The sequence below is a fragment of the Crenalkalicoccus roseus genome (genome assembly GCF_004761865.1).
Lineage (GTDB): Bacteria > Pseudomonadota > Alphaproteobacteria > Acetobacterales > Acetobacteraceae > Crenalkalicoccus > Crenalkalicoccus roseus.
Genome location: NZ_SJDM01000052.1, coordinates 1 through 21119, shown reverse-complemented (window position 1 = coordinate 21119; position 21119 = coordinate 1). Strand labels below are relative to the sequence as shown.

The window sequence follows — 21119 nt, the reverse complement described above, 5'->3', positions numbered from 1 at the left end:
CCCGCCGCACCGTCGGCGGCCTCTGGAACACCATCGGCCACATCATCGACGCTTTCATGCCCGACGAATGCACCACCTACTTCGCCGCCGCAGGCTATAACCCAGAGCAATCGGAAAACGCCCTAGCGCCGCAGCAGCGCCGCGCCGACCAGCAGCGCCGGCACGCCGCTCAGCGCGAAGCCGAGCCCGTGGCTGCCGGTGAGGCCGAGCAGCAGGGCGTAGAGCAGCGGCATCAGCAGCGCGCCGGTCTGGCCGAAGGAGAGCACGCCGCCCGTGGCCGCCCCGCGCATTCCCTCGGGCGCGAGCCGTGCCGTCTCCGCCAGCAGCACCCCGTGCCAGGACATCGCCGTCGCGCTCATGCCGGCGGCGACGAGGCCGATCAGCAGCACCGGCCAGGACGGGCCGTAGAGGCCGCTGAGCCCGGCCGAGGCCGCCATGGCGAGGGCGAGCCCGCCCATCACCTGCCGCGGAGGGACATGGCCGCTGCCGACCCAACCCCACAGGATCCGTCCCGGCACCGCCAGCACCATGGCGATCGAGAACACCAGCCCCGCTGCGGCCAAGCTGTAGCCGAGATCCGTCAGATAGATGACGAAGTAGGAGGTGAACACGGTCTGCAACCCGTTGAAGGCGAAGCACGCGAAGGAGAGGTTGCGCAGGTCGGCGCTGCCGGTGACCGAGGCCAATGTGGTGCGGAAGTCGGAGAGGCGGAAGGCGCGCGTCGGCACCCGATCAGCGTCGAATTCCCGGCGCAGCGGCTCCAGCATCAGGGCGAAGGCGAGACAGGCGGCGCCCGCGATCTGCAGCGTGGCGCGCCAGCCGAGCCAGCCGGTCAGCAGCGGGCCGAGCAGCCCGGCCAGCAGCAGCCCGGCCGGCACCGCCGTCTGCTTCACGGAAAAGACCAGGGGCGCGTGGCGCGGCGGGGAGTAGCGGCCGAGCAGGTGCGAGCTCGCGGGGGTGGAGATGGCGGCGCCGCCGCCGCCGATCACCGCCGAGAGCGCGAACAGCGCGAGCGGCCCTGCCGAGGCGGCGAACAGCCCGAGCGCCAGCAGCACCAGCGCCACCTGGCTCATCCTGAGCGCGCCGTGGCGGATGATGAAGCTGCCGCAGCCGAGCTGGAACACCAGCGCCGCCAGGGCGGCGAGGCCGACATAGATGCCGAGCCAGGCGGGATCCAGGCGCAGGTCGGCGACGATCGCCGGCGCGATGATCGGCGGCAGGCTCCGCCCGAGCGCGGCGAAGGTCTGCTGGAGGAACATCGCGCCGAGCGCGAGCAGGAGGAGGCTGAGCTGTCGGCTGACGCCCATCGTCGTCTGTCCCGGCGCCGGTCCCGCCCCGGCGCCGCGGCCCGCCTCGCCGGCGGCCGTGCCCCGGACCGTTTCGCCGCAGGATAGCCCCGCCCCGCTTGGCCGCAATCTCCTGTGGCGCCGCCCCGCGGTTCTTTGGCAAGCTGGTGTCGGGCTTCCAACAATCGCAGAACGACAACGTCGGGAAACGGGCTATGGAAGAACAGGAATTGCGGCGGCTTCTGGCGGCGGTGCGGACCGGAAGGCTGCCCCGCCGCGCCTTCCTGCGCCGGATGGCGGCGCTCGGCCTCGCCGCGCCGATGGCGGCCCAGCTGCTCGCCTTCGGCGCCAGCGCGCAGGCGCAGGAATTCGCCTACAAGCCGACCCGCCGCGGCGGCGGCGGGATGCTGAAGATCCTCTACTGGCAGGGCGCGACGCTGCTCAACCCGCATTTCGCGGTGGGCACCAAGGACCAGGACGGCAGCCGCCTGTTCTACGAGCCGCTGGCCGGCTGGGCGCCGGACGGCACGCTGGTGCCGATCCTCGCCGCCGAGATCCCCTCGGTGGAGAATGGTGGCCTCGCCCCCGACGGCCGCTCGGTGACCTGGAAGCTGAAGCGCGGCGTGAAGTGGCACGACGGCGAGCCCTTCACCGCCGACGACGTGGTGTTCAACTGGGAATACGTGACCGACCCGGCCACCGCCGCCGTCAGCATCGGCAGCTACCGCGACGTCGAGGTCGACAAGCTGGACGACCACACGGTGCGCGTGCGGTTCCAGCGCCCGACGCCGTTCTGGGCGGACGCCTTCGTCGGCGCGCGGGGCATGATCATCCCGAAGCACCGCTTCCAGGACTACAAGGGCGAAAGGTCGCGCGACGCGCCGACCAACCTGCACCCGATCGGCACCGGCGCCTACCGCTTCACCGAGTTCAAGCCCGGCGACATCGTCAAGGGCGAGCTCAATCCCGACTACCACATGGAGAACCGCCCCTATTTCGACGCGATCGAGGTGAAGGGCGGGGGCGATGCCGTCTCCGCCGCGCGCGCGGTGCTGCAGACCGGGGAGTACGACTACGCCTGGAACCTGCAGGTGGAGGACGACATCCTCAGGCGCCTGGAGGCGGCCGGCCGGGGGCGCGTCAACATCGTGGAAGGCGGCGCCATCGAGCACATCCAGCTCAACAACACCGATCCCTGGACCGAGGTGGAGGGCGAGCGCTCGAGCATCAGGACCACCCACCCGACGCTCTCCGACCCGGCCGTGCGCAAGGCGCTCAGCCTGCTGGTGGACCGCAAGTCGGTGCAGGAGTTCATCTACGGCCGCACTGGCGTCGCCACCGCCAATTTCCTGAACAACCCGCCGCGCTTCCGCTCCCCCAACACCTCCTTCGAGTTCAACATCGCCAGGGCGAACCAGATCCTCGAAGAGGCGGGCTGGCGGCGCGGCCGCGACGGCATCCGCGCGAAGGACGGGCGGCAGCTCAAATTCGTCTTCCAGACCTCGATCAACGCGCCGCGCCAGAAGACCCAGGCGATCGTCAAGCAGGCTTGCCAGCGCGCCGGCATCGAGGTGGAGCTGAAGTCGGTCACCGCCTCGGTGTTCTTCTCCTCCGACGTCGCCAACCCGGACACCTACACGAAATTCTACTGCGACCTGCAGATGTACAACACCACCATGCCGCAGGCCGACCCGCAGCTCTTCATGAACCAGTTCGTCTCCTGGGAGGTGGCGACGCGGGAGAACAAGTGGCAGGGCCGCAACATCACCCGCTGGCGCAACGAGGAGTACGACCGCCTCTTCCGCGAGGCCGAGGGCGAGCTGGACCCGGTGAAGCGTGCGGCGCTGTTCATCCGCATGAACGACCTCGTGGTGGAGAACCAGGTGGTGATCCCGCTGGTGGCCCGACCGCTGGTCAGCGCGAGCGCGCGCGACCTGCGCGTCTCGCTGAGCGGTTGGGACAACACCTTCTGGAACCTGCGCGACTGGTACCGCGACCGTGAGGCTTGAGGCCGCCCGCGCGCGGCGCCCCCGGACGGTAAGCGGGGACGCCGCCGCGTGAGCCAGTACCTGATCCGCCGCCTGCTCGTCGCGATCCCGAGCCTGCTCGGGATCAGCGTCGTGCTGTTCACGGTGCTGGCGCTGGCGCCGGGCGACCCCTTCGAGGAGCTGGCCACCAACCCCGCCGTGCCGCCCGAGGTGCGGGCGGCGCTGCGCGCCAAATTCGGCCTCGATGACCCGATCTTCGTGCGTTATTTCCGCTGGCTCGCGGCGATGCTGAACGGCGACTGGGGCTATTCCTTCGTCAGCCGCATGGATGTGGACACGCTGATCCTGCAGCGCCTGCCGACCACCCTCGTCATCATCGGCTCCTCGCAGGTGCTGGCGCTGCTGATCGCGCTCCCCGTCGGGGTGTTCGCGGCGACGCGCCCCTACTCGGTGTTCGACCAGATCGCCAACACCCTCGCCTTCATCGGCTTCTCGCTGCCGACCTTCTTCACCGGCATCCTGCTGATCCTGATCTTCAGCATCCACCTGGAATGGCTGCCCTTCGTCTACCGCGCCGACATCGAGGCCACGGGCTGGCGCTGGCTGTGGGAGCATGTGCGCCAGTCCATCATGCCGATCGCCGTGCTCGGCCTGTTCCAGGGTGCCGCCTGGACCCGCTTCGTGCGCTCCGCGGTGCTGGACGTGATCCGGCTCGACTACGTCACCACCGCGCGGGCCAAGGGCCTGCCCGAGCGCAGGGTGATCACGCGGCACGTGGTGCGCAACGCGCTGATCCCGGTGGTGACGCTGGTGGCGTTGCAGATGCCGGCCGTCTTCGGCGGCGCCATCGTGACCGAGCAGATATTCCGCGTACCCGGCATCGGCTCGCTGCTGATCAGCGCCATCCTTGCCAACGACACCCCGGTGATCATGGCGGTGACCTTCGTGTTCGCCTGCCTGGTCGTGTTCTTCAACCTGCTCGCCGACATCCTCTATGGCTGGCTCGACCCTCGCATCTCCTACCGCTAGCACCGGCGCCGCGCCCGCCGCCGGCAGGGCACGCCGGATCTCCCCTGCCCGCGACGCCTGGCGCCGCTTCCGCCGCCACCGCCTGGCGGTGGCCAGCAGCGTCGTCCTCGGCGCCATGGTGCTCGCCGTGCTGTTCGGCCCGCTGCTCTGGCCGGTGCCGATCGACGAGATCGACTTTTCCGTCCGCCTGCAGGGGCCCTCCCTGGAGCATCCCTTCGGCACCGACGACCTCGGGCAGGACCTGCTCGCGCGCATGCTCTACGGCGGGCGGATCTCGCTCGCGGTCGGCTTCGCGGCGATGGCGGTGGCGGTGATCGTCGGCACGGTGATCGGCGCCATCGCCGGCATCTCGCGCGGCAGCGTGGACGCGGCCCTGATGTGGCTGACCGACCTGTTCCTCTCCCTGCCGCAGCTCCCCCTGCTGCTGCTGATCATCTACCTGTTCCGCGACAGCCTGCGCGAACTGGTCGGGCCCGAGATGGGCGTGTTCATCCTGATCGTGCTGGTGATCGGCGGCTTCCGCTGGATGCCGGTGGCGCGGCTGGTGCGGGCGCAGTTCTTCTCCCTGCGCGAGAAGGAGTTCGTGGAGGCGGCGCGCGCCCTCGGCGCCTCGAAGACCCGGCTGGTGGTGCGCCACATCCTGCCCAACTCGCTCGGGCCGGTCATCGTCGCCGCTACCATCGACGTCGCCGCCGCGATCATCGCCGAATCCACGCTTTCCTTCCTCGGCCTCGGCTTCCCGCCGGACATCCCGACCTGGGGGCGGCTGCTCTACGACGCCAAGGACCATCTCGACTTCGCACCGCACTGGGCGCTGTTCCCCGGCGCGGCCATCTTCCTCACCGTGCTGGCGATCAACTTCATCGGCGACGGGCTGCGCGACGCGCTCGACCCGCGGCGGGTGATCTGAAGATGGCGGAAGGCGCGCTGCTGGAGATACGCGGCCTCAAAGTGCATTTCGCCACCGACGACGGCATGGTGCGGGCCGTGGACGGGGTGGACCTCTCCCTCGGCCGCGGCGAGACGCTCGGCGTGGTCGGCGAGTCCGGCTGTGGCAAGACGGTCACGGCGATGACCGTGCTGAAGCTGGTCGCGATGCCGCCCGGGCGCATCGTGGGCGGCGAGATCCTGTGGCGCGGCCGCGACCTGGTGCCGCTCGGCCCGGCCGAGATGCAGAAGCTGCGCAGCAGGGAGATCGGCATCGTCTTCCAGGAGCCGATGACCTCGCTCAACCCCGTCTATACGGTAGGCGCGCAGATCGCCGAGACGGTGCGCCTGCACGAGGGGCTCAGCCGGCGTGCCGCGCTGGAGCGGGCGGTGGAGATGCTGCGCCTCGTCCACATTCCGAACCCGGAGCGGCGGGTGCACGACTACCCGCATCAATTCTCCGGCGGCATGCGCCAGCGGGTGATGATCGCCATGGCCCTGTCCTGCAACCCGCAGCTTCTGATCGCCGACGAGCCGACCACCGCGCTCGACGTGACGATCCAGGCGCAGATCCTCGACCTGCTGGCGGAGATGAAGGCGCGCCTCGGCATGGCGGTGATGCTGATCACCCACGCCATGGGCGTGGTGGCGGAAACGGCGCAGCGCGTGGTGGTGATGTATGCCGGCAAGGTGGTGGAGGAGGCGCCGGTCAGGGAGCTCTTTGCCCGTCCGCGCCATCCCTACACCCAGGGTCTGATCCGCTCCATCCCGCGCATCGACACCGCGGCGGCGCGCAAGGCGCGGCTGGAGGCGATTCCGGGCGTGGTGCCGAGCCTGCTCAGCCCACCTCCCGGCTGCCGCTTCGCCCCGCGCTGCCGCTTCGCGCGGGAGATCTGCACCGCGGGCGAGCCGCCGCTGCGCGAGGTCTCGCCCGGCCACAGGGTGGCCTGCGTGCTGTGAACGCTTCCCTGCCCGAGGACCGCCGGCGCATGGCCAAGCCGCTGCTGCGCGTGAAGGACCTGGTCAAGCGCTTCCCGGTGCGCGGTGGCCTGCTGCGGCGCGTGGTGGATCATGTGCACGCGGTGGACGGCGTCGGCTTCGAGCTCGCGGCCGGGGAGACGCTCGGCCTGGTCGGCGAGAGCGGCTGCGGCAAGTCCACCACCGGGCGCTGCATCCTGCGGCTGATCGAGCCGACCTCGGGCGAGGTGTGGTTCGAGGGGCGCGACGTGCTCGCCCTTACCGGCGCGCAGCTCGCCGCGCTGCGGCGCGACATGCAGATCATCTTCCAGGATCCCTACGCCTCGCTCAATCCGCGCATGACCGTGGGCGCGATCATCGGCGAGGCGCTGCTGATCCACGGCCTGGCGAAGACGCGGCGGGAATTCGAGGAGCGCATCGTTTCGCTGCTGGAGACGGTGGGGCTGCACCCGGACCACATCCACCGCTACCCGCACGAATTCTCCGGCGGCCAGCGCCAGCGCATCGGCATCGCGCGCGCGCTCGCCGTCTCGCCGAAGCTGATCGTCTGCGACGAGCCGGTCTCCGCCCTCGACGTCTCGATCCAGGCGCAGGTCATCAACCTGCTCGAGGATCTGCAGCAGCAATTCGGCCTGTCCTACCTGTTCATCGCCCACGACCTCTCGGTGGTGGAGCACATCAGCAGCCGCGTCGCGGTGATGTATCTCGGCCGCATCGTGGAGATCGCCCCCTCACGCGACCTCTACGCCAGCCCGCTGCACCCCTACACCGAGGCGCTGCTCTCCGCGGTGCCGATCCCCGATCCCACGGTGACGCGCCGCCGCATCATGCTGCAGGGCGACGTGCCGAGCCCGCTGCGCCCGCCCTCGGGCTGCCGCTTCCACACCCGCTGCCCGATCGCCCGGTCCTCCCCTTGCGCTGAGGAGACGCCGGTGCTGAGGGAGGTCCGCAAGGGGCACTGGGTCGCCTGCCACCTGCGCGGCTGAGGCCCTTTTCCGGGGAGAGAGACGACATGAACGGTTTCGATCGGCGCGCCCTTCTCGCGGCACTCGGCGCGCTCGCGGCCGCAGGCCCGGCGCGGGCGCAGACCGGCGGCTGGCCGTCCGGCCCCATCCGCATCGTCGTCCCCTTCGCGCCCGGCGGCTCCACCGACGCGACGGCGCGGCTGGTCGCGCCCGGGCTGCAGCAGCGCCTCGGCGTGCCCGTGCTGGTGGAGAACCGCTCCGGCGCCGCGGGCAGTATCGGCGCCGACATGGTGGCGAAGGCACGGCCCGACGGGCAGACTTGGCTGCTGACCTTCGACAGCCATGCCGTGATCCCGGCGCTGCTGCGCAATCCGCCCTTCGACGTGCTGCGCGACCTCGACCCCGTGATGCTGATCGGCGGCGCGCCCTATGTGGTTGCGACCAGGGCGGACAGGCCCTTCCGCGCACTGGGCGACGTCCTCGAGGCGGCGCGGGCGCGGCCCGAGGGGGTGAGCTTCGCCTCCACCGGCAACGGCACAATCGGCCACCTGACCATGATGCTGCTGATGGATCGCGCCGGGGTGCGGATGCAGCATGTGCCCTACCGCAGCGGCGGCCTTGCCGTGAACGACGCGGTGGCAGGGCATGTGGACATGATGATCGGCAGCGCCGCGCTGGTGATGCCGCACGTCGCTGGCGGCACGCTGCGGCCGCTGGTGCAGTTCGGCCCCTCGCGCCTGCCCGGCCTCGCCGCAGTGCCGACGGCGGAGGAGCAGGGCTTTCCCGGCCTGGTCGCAGAGGCCTGGTGGGCCGTCTTCGCCCCCGCCGGCACGCCGCCGCCCATCATCGCCCGCTTCAACGCCGCGCTGCGCGAGTCCCTGCGGGAGGAGCGGGTGCGGCGGCAGATGGAGGAGGCGCAGCAGGCCCGCCTCGTCCTCTCCTCGCCCGAGGAGTTGCGCAGCTTCTTCGCCCGCGAGGTGGAGATCTGGGGCCGCGTGGTGCGCGAGAACAACATCCAGGCCGATTGAGGGGTGTACGCTCCTGCCTGGCAGCGTGATCCGCCGCGGCGCGGCACGCTGCCGTTCCGTGCCGGGCGACCGCTCCACCGCTCCGGCGATCCCGCCGCGGATCGCGCCCTACCGCAGCGGCCAGGGCAGGTCCGCAAGGTGCTGCAGCAGGCCGCCGGGGAAGACCAGGTTCAGGAAGTGGGCGAGCGCCACCACGAAGCCCACCGCCGCCAGGGTGAGCACTGCGGCGTGGGGCCAGGAGGTCCGCGCCTCCACCCGCAGGAAGGCGAGGAAGAACGCCGCCAGCCCCAGCACGAAGCCGGCCAGCGCGACGCCGCCGACGAAGCCGGCGAGCCAGGCCATGAACCGCCAGGGCGAGGCCTGGCCGCTGCGCGCCGCCTCCGCCTCGGCGTCGAAATTCGCCGCCCCGCCCCCCGGCCCCCAGGCGAGGGTTGCCAGCACCGCGAGCGTCGCCGCGCCGCCCACCGCCGCCGCACCCACGGGGAAGATCGCCGCGAGGAAGGAGTTCTGCAGCCCCTGCTGAATGGCGAAGCCGAACAGCGCCAGCACCAGCAGCGCGAAGGCGACCTGCGGCCACAGCACGGCGGCGCGCGCCGCGCCCGCCTGCCCCTCCGTCTCGACCTTGCCGGCGCCGTCGCCGCCGCGGCTGCGCAGGCCGAGCCAGAGCGAGACCAGGGTGATCGCCAGGATCGCCAGCACCAGCGGGCGGGTGATGAAGCCCCAGCCGGCGAACTGCACCGCCTGGTAGAGATAGGTCTCGGCCAGCACCGAAAGCACGAAGCCGATCAGGAAGGCCGGGCGCGGCCAGCCGAAGCGCTTCAGCAGCACGCCGAGCAGTCCCATCGCCAGCAGCGCCAGCAGGTCGTTCAGCGAGCGCGAGGCCTGGAAGGCGGCGAAGGCGATCACCATCAGCATGAACGGCGCCACCAGCGCGTAGCGCACCGTGGTCAGCCGCGCGATCCCGGGCGCGAGGGCGATGCAGAGCCCTGCGCCGAGCACGTTGGCAAGCGCGAGCGACCAGATGATGGTGTAGGTGACGTCGAGGCTGCGCTCGGCCATCGCCGGCCCGGGCTGCAGGCCGAGCAGGATCATCCCGGCGAGGAAGATCGCCATCGAGCCGGAGCCGGGGATGCCGAACAGCAGCGTCGGCAGCAGGCCGCCGCCCTCCTTGGCATTGTTGGCGGATTCCGGGGCGATCACGCCGCGGATGTCGCCCTTGCCGAAGCGCGAGCGGTCCTTGCTGGTCTGCACCACATGGCCATAGGCGATCCAGTCCACCACGCTGCCGCCCAAACCCGGGATGGCGCCGATGATGGCGCCGAGCCCGGCGCAGCGCAGCGACAGCCAGCGGTGCCGCCAGGTGTCGCGCAGCCCGTCCCACCAGCCGCGGCCGAGCCTGCCGTCGCCGGCGATGGTCGCGCCGCCGCGCAGCAGATCGATGATCTCGGGCACCGCGAACAGGCCGAGCGCCACGACCACCAGCGGCACGCCGTCCATCAGGTAGAGGGAGCCGAATTCCATCCGGTACTCCCCGGTGGCCGGGGCCGCGCCGATCATGCCGAAGCATAGGCCAAGCGCGGCGGCGGCCACGCCCTTGGCGAGGCTGGAGCCGGAGAGCACCCCCACCATGGACAGGCCGAACAGCGTCAGCATGAACAGCTCGGCCGAGCCGAAGCTCAGGATCAGCGGTCGGGCGATGACGACGAAGCCGCTCAGCACCAGGGCGCCGAACACGCCCCCGATCAGCGAGGCGGAGAAGGCCGCCGCCAACGCCCGCGCCGCCTCGCCCTGCTTGGCAAGCGGGAAGCCGTCCAGCACCGTGGCCTGGGAGGCGCTCGACCCCGGAATGCCCATCAGCACCGAGGTGAAGGTGTCCGAGGTGGGGATCACCGCGACGAGGCCGATCAGCATGGCCAGCGCCGAGACCGTGTCCATGCCGTAGAGGAAGGGCAGCAGCAGCGACAGGCCGGCGATGCCGCCGAGCCCCGGCAGCACGCCGACCACGAGGCCGAGCAGCACGCCCACCATCAGGAAGGACAGGTGCGTGAGCGTCAGCAGGTTCGCCAGGGCGTCGAACAGGGTGGTGAGCATCGCGACCTGCCGTGCCCCTCGCGGAGAGGGCCGCCGCGTGGCGGCCCGCACGCCTCAGAAGCGGACGTTGTGGTTGGTGGCGAGGTGGTTGCGCACCCAGTTGCGCGCCTCGAGGTCGATGGTGGTCGCCACCTCGTAGAGGCGTTCGATGCCGTCGCCCACCGCCTGCTCGTATTCGCCGAGCACCTCGCCCTTGCCCGCCTGCAACTCGGGATCGGCCACCGCATCCTCGAAGGCCTTGCGGTAGGCGGCGACGATCGGCCGCGGCGTGCCCTCGGGCAGCAGCACCGGCTTCTGCGCCGCGAAGCCGGAGCCGAAGAAGGCGAGATAGGCGTTGAACTCGGTGCCGGAGGGCTGCCTGCCGTGCATCATCTCATAGGCCTCGACGAAATGCGGCAGGTCGGGGAAGGTGGGGTCGCGCTGAACGTTGCCGTCGCGGTCGAGCACGCCCCAGGAGAAGATCGGCACGGCGTTCCCCGCCCGCACCAGCGGCACGACGTTGGTGAGATAGGCGGAGGTGGTCTGGTAGTCGATCGTCGCCTCGCCGCGCTCGAAGGCGAGCCGCCCCTCGCCCCGGCCGCGCAGGCCGAAGACGTGGCGCACGTCGAGGCCGAGCACCAGGAAGGCCAGCATCGGCACGATGTCGAGCGAGGTCGGGCCCTGGCTCGCATAGACGAGCTGCTGGCCGCGCAGCTTGCCGAGCTCGGAGGCGTTGGCGACGCCGAGTCGGGCCGGCAGGTACACCACGCCACCGGTCGGCGAGACCAGGACGGGGATGAGCTTGCGGTAGTCGTAGCGCACCCGCGGATCGCCCAGCAGGTAGGGCACCTGGGTGGAGCCCGAGGTGCCGATGATGCTGAGCCCATCCGGCCGTGCCCGCGCCACGAACTCGTTGGTGCCGGTAATGGAGCCGCCGCCCGGAACGTTGCGGATCACCACGGTGGGCCGCCCCGGCAGGTGGCGCGAGAGGTAGGGCGCGAGGAAGCGCGCCCAGACGTCGCTGCCGCCGCCCACGGCGAAGGGGATCACCCATTCCACGGTGCGTCCGGCGAAGCTGACGTTCGACTGCGCGGCGGCGGGCGTCGCCCGACCGCCGAGGCCGGCGGCGGCGGTGGCGGCCAGGAGGCCGCGGCGGCTGAGCTTCATGCGTTCGCTCCCAGTCTTTCGGGGTTCCTTCGCGGACCCTCCCCGGTCCGCCTAGCAACTCCGCCGCGGGGCTTCAATCGTCCCGTTCCCGTCCCGGCCCGACTTGCCGCGCTTGTCATGGCGGGGGAGAGTGGGACAACCAGCGGAGGGAACGCCAGGCCATGCGGCTCGCCTACTCGCCCAACAGCCCCTACGTGCGCAAGGTGATGGCCTGCGCCATCCGGCGCGGCATCGAGGAGCGGATCGCGCTCTGGACCGTGCCCACCACCGACCCGGCGCTCGCCGCCCTCAACCCGCTGTCGAAGGTGCCGACGCTGGTGACCGAAGACGGCCTCGTGCTCTACGACAGCCCGGTGATCTGCGAATATCTCGACAGCATCGGCGAGGCGCCGCCGCTGTTCCCCGCCGCCGGCCGCGCGCGCTGGATCGCGCTGCGCCAGGAGGCGCTCGGCGACGGCATCCTCGACGCCACCCAGCCGCGCCGGCGCGAGGTGGCGCTGCCGCAGGACGAGGGGCGGCGCGCCTATATCGCGCTGCAGCAGGGCAAGGTCAGGAGCGCGCTCGATGCGCTGGAGGCGGAGGCCGAGGGCCTCGGCGCGCTGGACACGATCGGCGAGATCGCGATCGCCTGCGCGCTCGGCTATCTCGATTTCCGCTATCCGCACGAGCCCTGGCGCCCCGGCCATCCGCGGCTGGAGGCGTGGTACGCGCGGGTCGCCGCGCTGCCGCCGCTCGCCCGCACCGTGCCGCCGGGGCCCTAGAACGGATCCTGGACGGGCCAGCAGGGAGGGACCCATGCGCCTCGGCGTCTTCTACTTCCCCACCGATTACGGCATGGAGGCCGGCGCGCTGGCGCGCGCGCTGGAGGAGCGCGGCTTCGAGAGCCTGTTCCTCTGCGAGCACACCCACATCCCGGTCAGCCGGCGCACGCCCTTCCCCGGCGGCGGCCCGCTGCCGCGCCGCTACGTCCACACCCACGACCCCTTCGTGGCCCTGTCCTTCGCCGCCGCCGCGACGCGCCGCCTGCTGCTCGGTACCGGCATCTGCCTGGTGCCGCAGCGCGACCCGATCGTCACCGCCAAGGCCGTGGCCAGCCTCGACCAGCTCTCGGGCGGGCGCTTCGTCTTCGGCATCGGCGCCGGCTGGAACGCCGAGGAGATGGAGAATCACGGCACGCGCTACGAGACGCGGTTCAAGGTGATGCGCGAGCGGGTGCTCGCCATGAAGGCGCTGTGGACCGAGGAGGAGGCGTCCTTCCACGGCGAATTCGTGCGCTTCGATCCGGTCTGGTGCTGGCCGAAGCCGGCGCAGCGCCCGCACCCGCCGATCCTGCTCGGCGGGGAGAGCGACCACACGCTGCGCCGCGTCGCCGCCTTCTGCGACGGCTGGTTTCCCCGCACCCGTGGCGGCTTCGACGTGGCTGGAGGCACGGCGCGCCTGCGCCGCATCGCCGAGGCAGCGGGGCGCGACCCGGCGGTCCTCTCCGTCACCGTGTTCGGCGCGCCGGCGGACGCCGCGGTGCTCGAGGGCTACCGCCGGCACGGCATCGCGCGCGCCCTGCTGGAGGTGCCGGACCTCGACCGGGACGGCATCCTGCGCGCCCTGGATGGCTACCTGCCGCTGCTGCGCGCGGCGGGCTAGAGCGCTTTTCTCACAGGTGCGAATAGCCGCGGTCGGCGATGCGGTTGCGGCATTCGTCCGGTATGAAGGCGTCGGGAACGCTGCCGATGGCGTTCCGCAGGCTGTCGACGGTGCGCGGGCGGCGGCTCTGGCCGACCTTCTTCCAGCCTCGCGCCCGAACTCGCAAACCGATCCCAGCCGTCGGAAAAACGCTTAGCTCCTCGTGTGCCAGCATCTTCACCCGGTCAGGTAGGTCCACCTGATCGGGACCTGCTTCAACCCCCGTCGCGCGGCAGCGGCAGGGTGCACACCGTCCGCCACAGCCGGTCGTCCGGCTCGAGCCGCACCCAGCCCGCCCCGAGTGGCCGCCCCTGCGCGTCGAAGGCAAGGTCGCGTGTTACGTCGGCGCGCCGTGGCGCGCTGCAGTCGAAGATCTGCACCGTGGAGAGGGTCGGCATGTAGCGCGCGATCAGGAACACCTCGACCATGCGCAGCTCGGGCGCCGCGTCGTTCCAGCGGATGGTTCGGGGATCGAGGGCGGCGAATCGCTCGACGCGGGGAATCAGCAGGGTCCAGGGCTGGATCGCGCTGCCGGAAGGATGCGCCGCGGCGACGATCATCGGCTCGGGCAGGGCCGCGGCAGTGCGCCGGTACCAGGAGTAGTCGCTCCAGACATGGAAGCCGAGCATGGCGGCACCCGCGGCCAGGGGCAGCGTCCAGCGCGGCGCGCGCCGGCCGAGGATACGGAACGCCAGGAGGACCGTGCCGGCGGCGGCGAGGCCGAGCGCCACCGTGCCGAGAAGCTGGAACAGCATTGAGGCTTCGCGTGGCGTGCGGGAGGGCGCGGCGCCGCGCCCTCCCGCGCCGTCAGTGGTCCACCGCCGCGCCCGCGCCGCGCGGGATGCGGATGCTCTCCACCATCTCCTGGATCGCCGCGGGCGGCGCCTCGGTCGCGCGCGAGACCACATGCGCGACGGCGAAGTTGAGGATGGCGCCGATGGTGCCGACCGAGGTGGGCGAGATGCCGAACACCCAGTATTCCGGCGTGTCCGGAAGCTGGTTGGTGCCGGGGATGAAGAACCATCCCTTGTAGACGAAGATGTAGACGACGGTGAACAGCAGGCCCACCAGCATTCCCGCGATCGCGCCCGTGTTGTTGATGCGTTTCGAGAAGATGCCCATCATCAGCACCGGGAAGATCGTCGCCGCCGCGAGGCCGAAAGCCAGCGCCACGGTCTGCGCCGCGAAGCCCGGCGGGTTGAGGCCGAGATAGGTGGCGAAGACGATCGCCGCGGCCATAGAGATGCGCGCGGCCAGAAGCTCCCCGCGTTCTGAGATGTCCGGCTTGAGCGCGCTCTTGATCAGGTCGTGCGAGATCGCCGAGGAGATCGCCAGCAGCAGCCCCGCCGCGGTGGAGAGCGCCGCCGCCAGGCCACCCGCGGCGACCAGCGCGATCACCCAGGCGGGCAGGTTGGCGATCTCCGGGTTGGCGAGGACCAGGATGTCGGCGTTCACCGTCAGCTCGTTGCCCTGCCAGCCATGCTGCTGCGCCTGCTGCGCGAAGGCGGGGTTGCGGTCGTTGTAGTACTGGATGCGGCCGTCATTGTTGCGGTCCACGAAACGCAGCAGCCCGGTCTGCTCCCAGGTGCGCATCCAGTCCGGGCGCTGCTCGTAGACCAGCTCCCCGCCCGGTCGGGCGGCGCCGCCCGGCCAGACGGTGTCGATCAGGTTCAGCCGCGCCATCGCGCCGACCGCCGGCGCGGTGAGGTAGAGCAGCGCGATGAACACCAGGGCCCAGCCCGCCGACCACCGCGCATCCGCCACCCTCGGCACGGTGAAGAAGCGGATGATGACGTGCGGCAGCCCGGCGGTACCGATCATCAGCGACATGGTGAACAGCACCATGTTGAGCGTGTTGTCGCGGTGCGCGGTGTAGGCGCCGAAGCCGAGGTCGGTCACCACCTGGTCGAGCCGCTGCAGCAGCGGTACGCCGTGCTCCTGCGTGCTCGAGAACAGACCGAGCGGCGGGATCGGGTTGCCGGTGAGCTGCAGCGAGATAAAGATCGCCGGGATGGTGTAGGCGGTGATCAGCACCACGTACTGCGCCACCTGGGTGTAGGTGATGCCCTTCATGCCGCCGAGCACGGCGTAGAAGAACACCACCGCGGAGCCGATGAACAGGCCGGTGGTGGTGGACACCTCGAGGAACCGGGCGAAGGTGACGCCGACGCCGGTCATCTGCCCGATCACGTAGGTGACGGAGATGACGATCAGGCAGATCACGCCGACCAGCCGCGCGGTCTGCGAGTAGAACCGGTCGCCGATGAACTCCGGCACCGTGAACTTGCCGAACTTGCGCAGGTAGGGCGCGAGCAGCATGGCCAGCAGCACGTAGCCGCCGGTCCAGCCCATGAGGTAGGTGGAGTTGTCGTAGCCGACGAAGGCGATCAGCCCGGCCATGGAGATGAAGGAGGCGGCCGACATCCAGTCGGCCGCCGTCGCCATGCCGTTGGTGACCGGGTGGACGCCTCGCCCGGCGGTGTAGAATTCGCCCGTCGAGCCGGCGCGCGCCCAGAAGGCGATGCCGATGTAGAGCGCGAAGGTCGCACCGACGATGAGGTAGGTGAGTGCCTGCTGTCCCATGACCGGTTCCTGGCCCTTACCGTTCCTCGACGCCGAACTTGCGGTCGATCGCGTTCATTCTGTAGGCGTAGTAGAAGATCAGGATCAGGAAGACCAGGATCGAGCCCTGCTGCGCGAACCAGAAGCCGAGATCGGTGCCGCCCACGGGTATGCCCGACAGCAGCGGCCGCAGCACGATCCCGAAGCCGAAGGAGACGAGGGCCCAGACGATCAGGCAATTCCTGACCAGGCGCAGATTCGCCCTCCAATACGCCCTGCCGGACTCCTGCTCGCCGCTCATTCTCCGTCTCCTTGCCGCGTGGGCGATGCGCATCCGGCGGATGCCGCCCGCTCCCGCCTTTCAGCATGGCGTGCGCGGGGCCGTGGCGGTCAAGGTTTTCGTGGTGCCGAAACGTTCCGACGGCCGATCACGGCCGCCGCTCAGCGGGGGCCGTCGCGCGGGCGGGGATGTAGGACGCGCCCTGCGGCTCGGGCCGCCACGGCCCCTCATAGCCGTGGTTCAGGAAGAACTCGTCGCGCGGGAACATGTCGGTCAGCGGCGCCGCGAGCCGTCGCGTTTCCGCCGACCATATGTAGGGCGTGCCGGCGACCAGCGGCGCCAGCGCCTCGATGGCGGGGTTGCCGCGCCGCGCATGCGCCAGCACGGCGGGATCGGAGAGGCGGGCCAGCAGCGCCGCGTGGTCGAAGGGGATGGGCCGGTCGCTGCCGATCAGCACCGGGAAGGGCTGCAGCAGGATGACGTGGGGGAACACCGCCGCGAAGGTGTCCACCACTCGCGCCGTCGGCGCCCACTGCACGTAGAGGCCGCCAGGCCGCAGCCGGCGGCGCACCTGTTCCAGGAATTCGGCGCTGTAGAGCAGGCCGCTGTGCGAGCTCTGCGGCAGCACTGCATCCGCCTCGATCACGTCGTAGCGGCCGTTGTCGCGGGCGAGCGCACGCCGCCCGTCTCCGTATTCCAGGCGGATGCGCGGGTCCGCGAGCAGCGCCGCCACCGCGCCATCCGGCCGGGCCGCGGCGATCGCGCGCAGCGTGTCGAGCACGGGGGCGATCAGTTCGATGCCGCGCACCTCCCGCGTCGCCGGCGAAACCAGGGCGCCCCAAGGCGTGCCGCTGCTGCCGACGCCGATCGCCAGCACCCGCTCCGGCGCCGGGTGGATCAGCGGGCCGATGGCGCCGAGCAGGATGTGCGCGGGCAGGAAGGGAACGGTGCCCTGGCCGTGGCCCATGATGAAGAACCTGCCCGGCGGCAGACGCGGATCCTCCGGTGTCTCGCGGAAGAAGGCGATGCCGGTGCGGTCCTCGGCGAAGGCGGTGAAGCTGCCGGGCGCCATGCCGTGCAGGCGGCGCCAGAAGGCGGCGTTGCTCGGCAGCGCCAGCAGCAGCGCCGCGCAGGCCATCGCCAGCGCCGCCTCGGCGCGACGGCCGCGGCCGCCGCGCCACAGCCAGCCGAGCAGCAGCAGCAGCGTCAGCGCGGCGAGGAGCTGCAGCGTGCCCATGGTGCCGAGCAGGTGCAGCGTCACCACCCCGGTGCCGACCGAGCCGGCGGCATTGCCGAGGATGTTCGCGAGCTGCACCCAGCCGACGCGCGCCCCGACGCTCGCCAGGTCCTGCTGCACCGCACGCTGCACGAAGGGGAAGGTCATGCCGATGAGGAAGGCGGGCGGGCCGACCACCAGCAGCACCAGCGCCGCGGTGACGAGCATGGGCCCCGCATCGAAGCGCCAGCGGTCCACCTGCACCCAATCGGCCAGCGGCGGATGCGGCAGGGCGAGCCAGAGCGCCCCGACGAGCAGCGCCGCCAGCACGAAGCCCGCACCCTGCGCGAGGAAGAAAGCCGGGCGCGGATCCCGCAGCCGCCGCACCATCCGCGCCGCCACCGCCATGCCGGCGCCGTCGGCCAGCAGGAACACGCCGAGCACGGTGGGGAAGAGATAGGCGTGGTACTGCCCGACCTGGCCGAGCAGCCGCACCCACACGATCTCCAGCGCCACGATCACGTAGCCGGAGAGGAACACCAGCAGGCACCAGAGCCAGAGCCCGCCATAGGGCGCGGGCGCCGCATGGGCGGAGGGCCTCGCGGCGGGGGCGGGCACCCGGCGCAGGGCCGGCAGCAGGGTCAGCGCCAGGCCGGCGGCCAGGAGCTCGAGCCATGCCGCAAGGCCGAGGGCGCCAACGAAGCCGAGAGTGCCGACGATCAGGTAGCCGCCGGCCAGCGCCCCGAACCCCGCACCCAGCGTGTTCAGCCCGTAGAGGGTGCCGATCCGCTCGGCGGCGGTGTCGAGAGAGGTGGCGACGGCGCGGGCGAGCAGGGGCAGCGAGGCGCCCATCAGCGTCGTCGGCACGACGAGTCCGGCGAAGCACAGCGCGAACACCGCGGCGGGGCTTTCCACCCGCTCCGCCATGGACAGCGCCAGCCAGTCGTAGAGGAAGGGCTTGGACAGCAGCGCGCAGACCGCCACCCCCGCCTCGCACAGGGCGAAGGCGATGAGGGCGCGCGCGGGCGGGATGCGGTCTGCCAGCCGTGCCCCGAGCAGGGAGCCGAGACCGAGGCCGGACAGGAACGCCCCCACCACCAGCGCCGCGCTGATCGTATCCGACCCGGCGAAGATGCCGAGCATGCGCTGCCAGACGATCTGGCAGAGCAGCGCCGCGAAGCCCGAGCAGAAGAATGCGACCGCCAGCCGCGGCATGCTGCCTCACCCCCCTTGGACGGGGGGGTCATTATCGGCACGGAATCACGTTTTTGGGAAGTTTCTTGTAGCGGGAGTGGTCCGCCCGCGCGGCCCCTATTCGCGGCGCAGCACGCGGTCCACCAGCCGGTCCGCCCAGCCGCGGGAGCGGAAGCCGGCCCGCAGCGCCGCCTCGTCGTAATCCTCCCGCACCCAGTCGAGGAAGGGCTTCGGCCGCTTGCGGGCCGCCTCGGCATAGAGGGCGAAGAAGGCATCGAGGATGCCGGTGCGGCTCTGGCGGATATGGCCCCAGCGGAGCCCGAGCTGCGCCAGCGCCGCCTCGGGCGGGCACCCCTGCAGCAGCAGCCAGATCCCGGCGGCGAGGCCGGTGCGGTCAGCGCCGGATTTGCAGTGGATCAGCGCCGGCTCCTGCATGGTGCGGTAGATCTCGGCCAGCCGCAGCACCCGCTCGCGATGCGGGGCACCGCGGCTCTCGAAGGGCGCGTCCACATGCGCGAGGCCGAGCTCCGCCGCCGCCCAGCGGCCAAGCTGGTCCGAGCCGCAGGCCGCCCGGTGGCCGCGCAGGTTGATGATGGTGCGCAGCCCGTGGCGCGCCACCGCCTGGCGGAGCTGCCAGGGCAGCGGATGGTTGGAGCGGTAGAGCCGCCCCTCCTCCACCACCCCCCAATTCCGCCAGGGCAGGCGCAGCAGGGCATGGTCCACGACCAGGCTGTTCAGCCAAGCGGCGCGCGAGGGGGGCGGGAGGAGGGGCCGAGGGGGCGACATGCCGGGTGATCTAGCGCCTGATCCGCGGTGGCGAAAACGCCGGAGCGATGAAGCGGCCGCCCGGTGGAGGGCGGCAGCGCGATCCGGGGGCCTCGCCGGCGGGCATCGCGCCGCCCCACAGGAACGCCGACCGGCGGGCGGGCGTTCTTCCGCCGATCCTCATGGAAAGGGACCGAGCCATGACCGGCAAGGCGCATCCGCCCCCCGTGCCCCCCGCAAACCAGAGCCCGCAGGGCGACGCCACCCCTGGTGAGGGGCGCTTGCCGCCCGACCGGGCCAAGGAGAATGTCGAATCCCGCACCCGCGATCCCAGCCAGCAGGGCCATCAGGGCGCCACCTGGCAGGGCACGCACCACCAGGGCTACCAGCAGGATCGCTGAGGCAGCGCGGGAGGCGACCGGCCGGAAAGGCACGCCCTTCCCCGGCAGGGTTCGGGGGCGGCAGCCACGGCCGGGTGCACAGCCCGGGGGGGCGGGCGCCGGAACCCGGCCGCCCCACCGGCCCCGACCGCAGCCGGAAGTCCGGCGGCGGCAAGCGTGATCGCCACCACAGCCACGACCCGGCGCGGAAGGGCTGAACCGACGGACTGCAGGCGCCGGGATCACCGCAGGGGCACAGCTTGGCCCCAGGGGCAGATGGCGGGGCGTCGCCGCCGGCTTGGCCGGGCGGAACGACTCCGGCGCCCCCGCCCCGGCGTCAGTCGAGCCGGGCGCCCGAGATCTCCACGGCCTCGCGCCACATCGGCTTCTCGCGCTCCGCCCGCGCCCGCGCCTCCTCCGGCGTGGACCAGGCCATGAGGGCGCCGATGTCGAGGAAGCGCTTCTGCATCGCCTCGTCCTCGCTGATCTGCTTCAGCGCCTGGTTCAGCCGCAGCACGATCTCGCGCGGAGTGCGGGCGGGGAAGACGAAGCTCTGCCAGGAGGTGACGACGAAATCCTGCACCCCGGCCTCGGCCATGGTCGGGATGTCCGGCATGGTCGGGAAGCGCTGCTCGGAGGTGACGGCGAGGCCGCGCATCCGCCCCTCGCGGATCACCGGCACGTAGCTCGTCAGGTTGTCGAGGGCGAAGTCGAGCTGGCCGTTGAGCATCACGGGGATGGCCTGCGCGGCGCCGCGGAAGGGGACGTGCGTCGCCTCGAAGCCGGCGCGGCGGGCGAACAGCGCGCCGGAGAGGTGCGGCGTGGTGCCCACCCCCGGCGAGCCGTAGGAGATTCCGCCCGGTTTCGCCTTGGCCCAGGCGATGAACTCCTGCAGCGTGCGCGACGGGTTGTGCTCGGCAGGAATGACGGCGCAGTTCGGCATCTCCCACGCCACGCCGACCGGCGCGAGGTCGCGGTCCGGATCGTAGGGCAGGCGGGTGTAGAGGTAGGGGTTGATGGAGAAGTGCCCCACCGAGGCGATGCCGATGACGTAGCCGTCCGGCTGCGCCTTGGCGACCGCGTCCACGCCGATGTTGCCGCCGGCGCCGGGGCGGTTCTCCACCACGAAATTCTGGCCGAGGACGGCCTGCAGCCGCTCGGCGTAGATGCGCACCAGCACGTCGGTGGAGCCGGCCGGCGGCCAGGGCACGATGATGCGCACCGGCCGGTTCGGCCAGTTCCCCTGCGCGAGGGCAGGGCGCGCGAGCGGCGCGGCGGCAAGGGCGAGCGGCGCGGCAAGCAGGTGGCGACGTTGCAGCATGGGCGGAGCTCCCGGACGTTCGGTTTTCCTGGGCCCGCGATCATTGCGCACGGAGTCACCAAAATAAGGTGAACCGCCGTCGCGGAGGCGCCAGGGGCGCATCGCCCGGCAGGCGATGCGGGCATGGCAGACATGCCACCGCGCCGCCCCGCCGGAAAGGGGGCGGCGACGTTTTTGCAAGGAAACGGCTTCGGTCGGCTGCCCGCGGAGCGGCCTCACGCTTGCGGCTGATGCCGGCCTGCGCGATCCGCCTGCTAGGCCGCGTGGACAAACCGGTAGGCTG

The 21119-nt window shown here is 71.6% G+C and carries 19 protein-coding genes; 9 read left to right on the top strand and 10 right to left on the bottom strand.

Annotated features, from left to right (window positions below; translation table 11 throughout):
- Positions 1-122: 122 nt before the first annotated feature.
- Positions 123-1307: an MFS transporter gene (locus ET526_RS18915; protein WP_135470192.1), complete on the bottom strand. Its 1185-nt coding sequence runs from the start codon at positions 1305-1307 to the stop codon at positions 123-125.
- 194 nt (positions 1308-1501) lie between these two features.
- On the opposite strand from ET526_RS18915, the gene ET526_RS18910 reads away from it, so the two are divergent.
- From ET526_RS18910 to ET526_RS18885, 6 genes are read left to right on the top strand one after another with little or no spacing between them, the layout of a single operon-like run.
- A complete protein-coding gene (locus ET526_RS18910) occupies positions 1502-3295 on the top strand; it encodes a peptide ABC transporter substrate-binding protein (RefSeq protein ID WP_135470189.1) in 1794 nt (597 codons plus the stop codon).
- Between the two features lie 48 nt (positions 3296-3343).
- On the top strand, positions 3344-4303 hold the full coding sequence (locus ET526_RS18905; RefSeq protein WP_135470186.1) for an ABC transporter permease: 960 nt from the start codon (positions 3344-3346) through the stop codon (positions 4301-4303).
- A complete protein-coding gene (locus ET526_RS18900) occupies positions 4269-5213 on the top strand; it encodes an ABC transporter permease (RefSeq protein ID WP_135470184.1) in 945 nt (314 codons plus the stop codon). Before ET526_RS18905 ends, ET526_RS18900 begins: the two co-directional genes overlap by 35 nt.
- A gap of 2 nt (positions 5214-5215) precedes the next feature.
- Positions 5216-6190, top strand: coding sequence for an ABC transporter ATP-binding protein (locus tag ET526_RS18895; protein WP_135470181.1), 975 nt, complete (start codon positions 5216-5218; stop codon positions 6188-6190).
- A gap of 29 nt (positions 6191-6219) precedes the next feature.
- Positions 6220-7194: an ABC transporter ATP-binding protein gene (locus ET526_RS18890; protein ID WP_135470178.1), complete on the top strand. Its 975-nt coding sequence runs from the start codon at positions 6220-6222 to the stop codon at positions 7192-7194.
- Between the two features lie 26 nt (positions 7195-7220).
- Positions 7221-8201: a tripartite tricarboxylate transporter substrate binding protein gene (locus tag ET526_RS18885; protein WP_135470176.1), complete on the top strand. Its 981-nt coding sequence runs from the start codon at positions 7221-7223 to the stop codon at positions 8199-8201.
- Positions 8202-8309: 108 nt separating this feature from the next.
- Here ET526_RS18885 and ET526_RS18880 read toward each other — a convergent pair whose 3' ends face one another.
- Complete coding sequence (locus tag ET526_RS18880) at positions 8310-10292, bottom strand: tripartite tricarboxylate transporter permease (RefSeq protein WP_135470174.1); 1983 nt, start codon at positions 10290-10292, stop codon at positions 8310-8312.
- Between the two features lie 54 nt (positions 10293-10346).
- Positions 10347-11438: a Bug family tripartite tricarboxylate transporter substrate binding protein gene (locus tag ET526_RS18875; RefSeq protein ID WP_135470171.1), complete on the bottom strand. Its 1092-nt coding sequence runs from the start codon at positions 11436-11438 to the stop codon at positions 10347-10349.
- A 161-nt stretch (positions 11439-11599) separates the two neighbouring features.
- On the opposite strand from ET526_RS18875, the gene ET526_RS18870 reads away from it, so the two are divergent.
- Positions 11600-12199, top strand: a complete 600-nt coding sequence (locus ET526_RS18870; RefSeq protein ID WP_135470169.1) for a glutathione S-transferase N-terminal domain-containing protein — start codon at positions 11600-11602, stop codon at positions 12197-12199.
- 34 nt (positions 12200-12233) lie between these two features.
- The gene (locus ET526_RS18865) at positions 12234-13079 is read left to right on the top strand and encodes an LLM class F420-dependent oxidoreductase (protein ID WP_135470167.1); all 846 of its coding nucleotides are present in this window, start codon (positions 12234-12236) and stop codon (positions 13077-13079) included.
- Positions 13080-13089: 10 nt separating this feature from the next.
- Here the strand turns inward: ET526_RS18865 and ET526_RS18860 are convergent, their stop codons facing one another.
- The 6 genes from ET526_RS18860 to ET526_RS18835 form a co-directional block, all read right to left on the bottom strand.
- Positions 13090-13317 carry a hypothetical protein gene (locus ET526_RS18860; RefSeq protein ID WP_135470165.1) on the bottom strand — a complete coding sequence of 76 codons (228 nt, stop codon included), beginning with the start codon at positions 13315-13317 and terminating at the stop codon, positions 13090-13092.
- 16 nt (positions 13318-13333) lie between these two features.
- A complete protein-coding gene (locus ET526_RS18855) occupies positions 13334-13873 on the bottom strand; it encodes a hypothetical protein (protein WP_135470162.1) in 540 nt (179 codons plus the stop codon).
- Between the two features lie 52 nt (positions 13874-13925).
- Positions 13926-15701 (bottom strand): sodium:solute symporter family protein, encoded by a 1776-nt coding sequence (locus ET526_RS18850; protein ID WP_135470160.1) that lies wholly within the window; start codon positions 15699-15701, stop codon positions 13926-13928.
- Between the two features lie 16 nt (positions 15702-15717).
- On the bottom strand, positions 15718-15981 hold the full coding sequence (locus ET526_RS18845; RefSeq protein WP_135470158.1) for a DUF4212 domain-containing protein: 264 nt from the start codon (positions 15979-15981) through the stop codon (positions 15718-15720).
- A gap of 127 nt (positions 15982-16108) precedes the next feature.
- A complete protein-coding gene (locus tag ET526_RS18840) occupies positions 16109-18391 on the bottom strand; it encodes a fused MFS/spermidine synthase (RefSeq protein WP_135470156.1) in 2283 nt (760 codons plus the stop codon).
- 96 nt (positions 18392-18487) lie between these two features.
- Positions 18488-19156 (bottom strand): tyrosine-protein phosphatase, encoded by a 669-nt coding sequence (locus tag ET526_RS18835; protein WP_135470154.1) that lies wholly within the window; start codon positions 19154-19156, stop codon positions 18488-18490.
- A 206-nt stretch (positions 19157-19362) separates the two neighbouring features.
- Here ET526_RS18835 and ET526_RS18830 point away from each other — a divergent pair, with 206 nt between their 5' ends.
- Positions 19363-19536, top strand: a complete 174-nt coding sequence (locus ET526_RS18830; protein WP_240048478.1) for a hypothetical protein — start codon at positions 19363-19365, stop codon at positions 19534-19536.
- A gap of 316 nt (positions 19537-19852) precedes the next feature.
- Here the strand turns inward: ET526_RS18830 and ET526_RS18825 are convergent, their stop codons facing one another.
- The gene (locus ET526_RS18825) at positions 19853-20836 is read right to left on the bottom strand and encodes a Bug family tripartite tricarboxylate transporter substrate binding protein (RefSeq protein ID WP_135470152.1); all 984 of its coding nucleotides are present in this window, start codon (positions 20834-20836) and stop codon (positions 19853-19855) included.
- Positions 20837-21119 lie beyond the last annotated feature (283 nt).

Bases quoted from the DNA above. Each gene is read 5' to 3' on its own strand.
- ET526_RS18915 (WP_135470192.1), bottom strand. From the start codon at position 1,307: ATGGGCGTCAGCCGACAGCTCAGCCTCCTCCTGCTCGCGCTCGGCGCG.
- ET526_RS18910 (WP_135470189.1), top strand. From the start codon at position 1,502: ATGGAAGAACAGGAATTGCGGCGGCTTCTGGCGGCGGTGCGGACCGGA.
- ET526_RS18900 (WP_135470184.1), top strand. From the start codon at position 4,269: ATGGCTGGCTCGACCCTCGCATCTCCTACCGCTAGCACCGGCGCCGCG.
- ET526_RS18895 (WP_135470181.1), top strand. From the start codon at position 5,216: ATGGCGGAAGGCGCGCTGCTGGAGATACGCGGCCTCAAAGTGCATTTC.
- ET526_RS18890 (WP_135470178.1), top strand. From the start codon at position 6,220: ATGGCCAAGCCGCTGCTGCGCGTGAAGGACCTGGTCAAGCGCTTCCCG.
- ET526_RS18885 (WP_135470176.1), top strand. From the start codon at position 7,221: ATGAACGGTTTCGATCGGCGCGCCCTTCTCGCGGCACTCGGCGCGCTC.
- ET526_RS18880 (WP_135470174.1), bottom strand. From the start codon at position 10,292: ATGCTCACCACCCTGTTCGACGCCCTGGCGAACCTGCTGACGCTCACG.
- ET526_RS18875 (WP_135470171.1), bottom strand. From the start codon at position 11,438: ATGAAGCTCAGCCGCCGCGGCCTCCTGGCCGCCACCGCCGCCGCCGGC.
- ET526_RS18870 (WP_135470169.1), top strand. From the start codon at position 11,600: ATGCGGCTCGCCTACTCGCCCAACAGCCCCTACGTGCGCAAGGTGATG.
- ET526_RS18865 (WP_135470167.1), top strand. From the start codon at position 12,234: ATGCGCCTCGGCGTCTTCTACTTCCCCACCGATTACGGCATGGAGGCC.
- ET526_RS18855 (WP_135470162.1), bottom strand. From the start codon at position 13,873: ATGCTGTTCCAGCTTCTCGGCACGGTGGCGCTCGGCCTCGCCGCCGCC.
- ET526_RS18850 (WP_135470160.1), bottom strand. From the start codon at position 15,701: ATGGGACAGCAGGCACTCACCTACCTCATCGTCGGTGCGACCTTCGCG.
- ET526_RS18845 (WP_135470158.1), bottom strand. From the start codon at position 15,981: ATGAGCGGCGAGCAGGAGTCCGGCAGGGCGTATTGGAGGGCGAATCTG.
- ET526_RS18840 (WP_135470156.1), bottom strand. From the start codon at position 18,391: ATGCCGCGGCTGGCGGTCGCATTCTTCTGCTCGGGCTTCGCGGCGCTG.
- ET526_RS18835 (WP_135470154.1), bottom strand. From the start codon at position 19,156: ATGTCGCCCCCTCGGCCCCTCCTCCCGCCCCCCTCGCGCGCCGCTTGG.
- ET526_RS18825 (WP_135470152.1), bottom strand. From the start codon at position 20,836: ATGCTGCAACGTCGCCACCTGCTTGCCGCGCCGCTCGCCCTTGCCGCC.